General features: G+C 67.4%; 4 protein-coding genes. All 4 read right to left on the bottom strand.

Annotation, left to right across the window (positions count from 1 at the left end; translation table 11 throughout):
- Window positions 1–82 precede the first annotated feature (82 nt).
- Entirely contained in the window at window positions 83–274 is a 192-nt protein-coding gene (locus ACLQ6X_RS16785; protein WP_411701290.1) for a YbdD/YjiX family protein, read from the bottom strand.
- A complete protein-coding gene (locus tag ACLQ6X_RS16780) occupies window positions 274–2,526 on the bottom strand; it encodes a carbon starvation CstA family protein (RefSeq protein WP_411701289.1) in 2,253 nt (750 codons plus the stop codon). The genes ACLQ6X_RS16785 and ACLQ6X_RS16780 overlap by 1 nt, the downstream gene beginning before the upstream one ends.
- A 51-nt stretch (window positions 2,527–2,577) precedes the next feature.
- A complete protein-coding gene (locus ACLQ6X_RS16775; protein ID WP_411701288.1) occupies window positions 2,578–3,420 on the bottom strand; it encodes a serine hydrolase in 843 nt (280 codons plus the stop codon).
- A gap of 98 nt (window positions 3,421–3,518) precedes the next feature.
- The coding region (locus ACLQ6X_RS16770) for a M13-type metalloendopeptidase (protein ID WP_411701287.1) at window positions 3,519–4,293 on the bottom strand (775 nt) is incomplete at its 5' end.

Below are 4,293 nucleotides of genomic sequence, written 5' to 3'. Positions count from 1 at the left end.
GTGCACTTGTGGCGGGTCCACCGTGCCGTGCACCCGCCACAACTGCACTATCGCGACCGCGGCGAAATCGGCGTGATCCCGCCTAGCAGCAGCGGCCCTCGGGGTTCGCATCCTGGCGGTCGGTGCGGTCGCGCCAGAACTCGCGCTCGGTCATGACCGGCACCGCCCCGGCGTGCTCGCCCCGCACGTGCTCGAGGTACTTGTCGTAGGCGTCCTCGCCCATCAGCCCGCGCACATACCAGCGGATTCCCCGCGCCATCCCGGTCACGCCCATCAGTGGCCGCCCCGCTTGGGCGCGGCCGGCAGCTTGTCCCACTCGGCCTGCAGCTCCCGCTCGGCCGGCGTCGGGATCAGCCCGGCGGGCGCGAACACCTTCGACGGCACGGCGGCGTCTTCGCTGCTCTCGCTCGCGCCGCGCCGCGCCGCCCTGATCGTGGCCAGGATCGCCGTGACGATCACGATGATCGCGAGCGTCACGAACAGGATCGACAGGATGCCCTGCACCATCGTGTTGCGCACGACGGCCTCCATCGCCTGCACCGTCGGCGCCGTGCCGAAGCTCGTCTCACCGTCGGCGAGCGCCTGTCGGAACGCCGCGTTCTGCGCGAAGTAGCCGACCGCCGGCACCGGCGAGAAGATCTTGAGGAACGACGCCGAGATCGTGACGACCGCGGCGAATCCGAGCGGCAGCGCCACCACCCAGAGGAAACGGAAGTACCCGCGCTTCGCGATGATCGCCATACACACCGCGAGGGCGATCGCCGCGAGCAGCTGGTTGGCGATGCCGAACAGCGGGAACAGCGTGTTGATGCCGCCGAGCGGGTCGGTCACGCCCATCACCAGGATCGCTCCCCACGCGGCCACCATGATCGCCGTCGCGATCCAGGCCCCCACGCGCCACGACGTGTTCTTGAACTTCGGGATGAAGTTGCCGATCGAGTCCTGCAGCATGAACCGCGCGACCCGGGTGCCGGCGTCGACCGCGGTGAGGATGAACAGCGCCTCGAACATGATGGCGAAGTGGTACCAGAACGCCATCAACCCGCTGCCGCCGATCAGCTGCTGCATGATGTTCGCCAGTCCGACGGCCAGGGTCGGGGCGCCGCCGGTGCGCGAGACGATCGACTCCTCGCCCACGTTGTCGGCGGTCTGCTGCAGCATCTCGGGCGTGAGGTTCACTCCCGCCATCCCGAGCCCGTTGACGAAGGCCACGGCGCCCTCGATCGTGCCGCCGGTGGCCGCCGCCGAGGAATTCATCGCGAAGTAGATGCCGCGGTCGATCGACAGGGCGGCGACGAGCGCCATGATCGCCACGAACGATTCCATGAGCATGCCGCCGTAGCCGATGAACCGGGTCTGCCGCTCTTTTTCGATGAGCTTGGGGGTGGTTCCGGATGCGATGAGTGCGTGAAATCCGGACAGCGCGCCGCAGGCGATGGTGACGAACAAGAACGGGAAGAGGGTGCCGCTCACGACCGGACCCGTTCCGGTGGACGCGAATTCGCTCACGGCCGGCGCGAAGATCTCGGGGCGCACGATGATGATCGCGATCGCGAGCATCACGATCGTGCCGATCTTCATGAACGTGGAGAGGTAGTCGCGCGGGGCGAGCAAGAGCCAGACCGGCAGCACGGCCGCGACGAAGCCGTAGATGATGATGCCGATCGCGAGCGGAACCTTCTCGACCGTGAACAGCGCGACGCCCCAGTCGGTCTCGGCGACCGCCCCGCCGCCGATGATGGCGGCGAGCAACAGCACGAATCCGATGATCGAGACCTCGGTGACCTTGCCGGGCCGGAAGAACCGCAGGTAACAGCCCATGAAGAGCGCGATCGGGATCGTCATGGCGACGGAGAACACGCCCCACGGGCTCTCGGCGAGCGCGTTCACCACGACGAGAGCGAGGATCGCGACGATGATGACCATGATCGTGAGCGTCGCGATGATCGCGGCGGTTCCACCGACCCGGCCGAGCTCGTCGCGCGCCATCTGGCCGAGGGACCGGCCGCCGCGGCGCATCGAGAAGAACATCACCAGGTAGTCCTGAACGGCACCGGCGAGAACCACGCCGACGATGATCCAGATCGTGCCGGGCAGGTAGCCCATCTGCGCCGCGAGCACCGGTCCCACGAGCGGTCCGGCCCCGGCGATGGCGGCGAAGTGGTGGCCGTAGAGCACCCGGCGGTCGGTGGCCGCGTAGTCCTTGCCGTCGGCCTTGTACTCGGCCGGTGTCGCGCGGGTATCGTCGGGCTTCACGATGTTTTTCTCGATGTACTTCGAGTAGAAGCGGTAGCCGATGAAGTAGGTGCAGACGGCGGCGAACACGAACCAGATGGCGTTGACGGTCTCGCCCCGCACGACCGCCAGCATGACCCAGCTGAAGCCACCGAGCAGGGCGATCGCTATCCAGATGGCGATCTTCGTGGGAGTCCAGCGCCGGCCCTCGGCCTCCAGAATCACGGGATCGACCGCTACCGGAGGCAGGTTCCCGTCTTTCGCGCGCGTGCTCGCTGACGTCTTTGGCATGTTTCTCCCCATTGAGATCGTGACCGACTTTCACAACACGCTAACACGGCGTCAGTGCACGTACTCCAGCAGTTCTTCGCCTACCGAGCGCATCGCTTCCACCACGCTCAGCCGCCGCGCGAGCGAGTCGTCTGCGAAGTGCACGGAGACCGCATAGGAGACCGCGGCACGCCGGCCGCGGAGGGCTCCGGCCTCACTGCGGACGCCGACATCCGACCCCGTCTTATTGATGAGGAGCGTCGAATGGTCGGAGGTGCGGTGGGAGAGCGGGTCGAGTCCGAACGCACTCGCCACGAGCGAGAGGTCGCTGTTGAGCGAGAGCCAGCCCATGACGCGCTGGCTCGTGACGGCGTCGACGACCTCTTCGCGGGCGAGCATGGCGAAGAGCCGGGCCAGTTCGTCGGTCGAGCCGACGGAGAGCTGCGGTGCGTCGTCGGGTCCGCGCCGGTCGCGGGCGAAGTCGAGCAGTGCCGTGCGGCTGAGGCCGAGCGACTCGGTGCGGGCGCGCACGGCCTCGAGGCCCACCCGGTTCAGCAGCAGGTTCGTCGCCACATTGTCGCTCGACGAGCCGACGAGGGTGGCGAGGTCGGCGATCGGCAACGACGGCGCCTGCAGGTGCTGCCACACGCCCGCGCTGCCGACGAGACCGATCGGCGGCTTATCGACGATGCCGTAGCCCGAGTCGTCGCGGGCGCTGAGCCGTGCCGACACCTCGATGAGCAGCAGCACCTTGCCGATGCTCGCGGTCGGCAGCACGATGCGGTCGTCGATCTCGACGAGGGCGCGGCCCGTGGCCAGATCGCGCACGCTCGCCGACACCTGTGCCCCGTCGTAGGCGAGCCGCCCCAGCGCGCGGAACGACCCGGCGAACCGCGGCTCGCGCTGCGTGCTCACGTGCCGCCCGTTCGAGGCTGCGCGCAGGCGATCGGAGCGTTCTCTCATTCGGGCTACGTGCGCCACCGTCGGCCTCTACAGTGCGCTCGAGCGGAGGGTCACCAGATGGTGACTCGTTCGTTCGGGTCAAGCCAGAGCGCGTCAGTGGGCGTGACCCCGAAGGTGGTGTAGAAGTCGTCAATGTTACGCACGATCTGGTTACAGCGGAACTCATTCGGGGAATGAGGATCTATTGAAATTAAGCGAATAACTTCCGCGTCCCTGGCCTTGATCTGCCACGCCTGAGCCCACGACAGGAAGAACCGTTCGGCGCCCGTGAGACCGTCGACGACGGGCGGCTCGGCCGCTTGTCCGGAGCCTGTCGAAGGGTCGAGCGACAGCAGGTACGCCTTCCAGGCGATGCTCAGACCGCCGAGGTCGCCGATGTTCTCACCGATCGTGAGGGCGCCGTTGACGTGGTGGTCGGGGGTCTGCGCGGGGGCGAGGGCGTTGTACTGCTCGATGAGCGATGCGGTGAGCTTCTCGAAGGCCGCCTTGTCGTCTTCGGTCCACCAGTCGGTGAGCTTGCCGTCGCCGTCGTACTTCGAACCCTGGTCGTCGAAACCGTGGCCGATCTCGTGCCCGATCACGGCACCGATCGCGCCGTAGTTCGCCGCGGCGTCGCGCTTCTCGTCGAAGAACGGGAACTGCAGGATCGCCGCGGGAAACACGATCTCGTTGAAGCCGGGGTTGTAGTACGCGTTGATGGTCTGCGGCGTCATGAACCACTCGTCGCGGTCGAGCGGCTTGCCGATCTTGCCCAGCTCCCGCTGGAACTCGAACTCGTTGGTCGCCCGCACGTTGCCGAGCAGGTCGGCGGCGTCGATCTCGAGG

This window comes from Conyzicola sp. (genome assembly GCF_046714715.1).
Taxonomy (GTDB): Bacteria; Actinomycetota; Actinomycetes; order Actinomycetales; family Microbacteriaceae; genus Conyzicola.
Note: the sequence above shows the minus strand (reverse complement) of the source record. Positions and strands in the feature narration are given on the sequence as shown.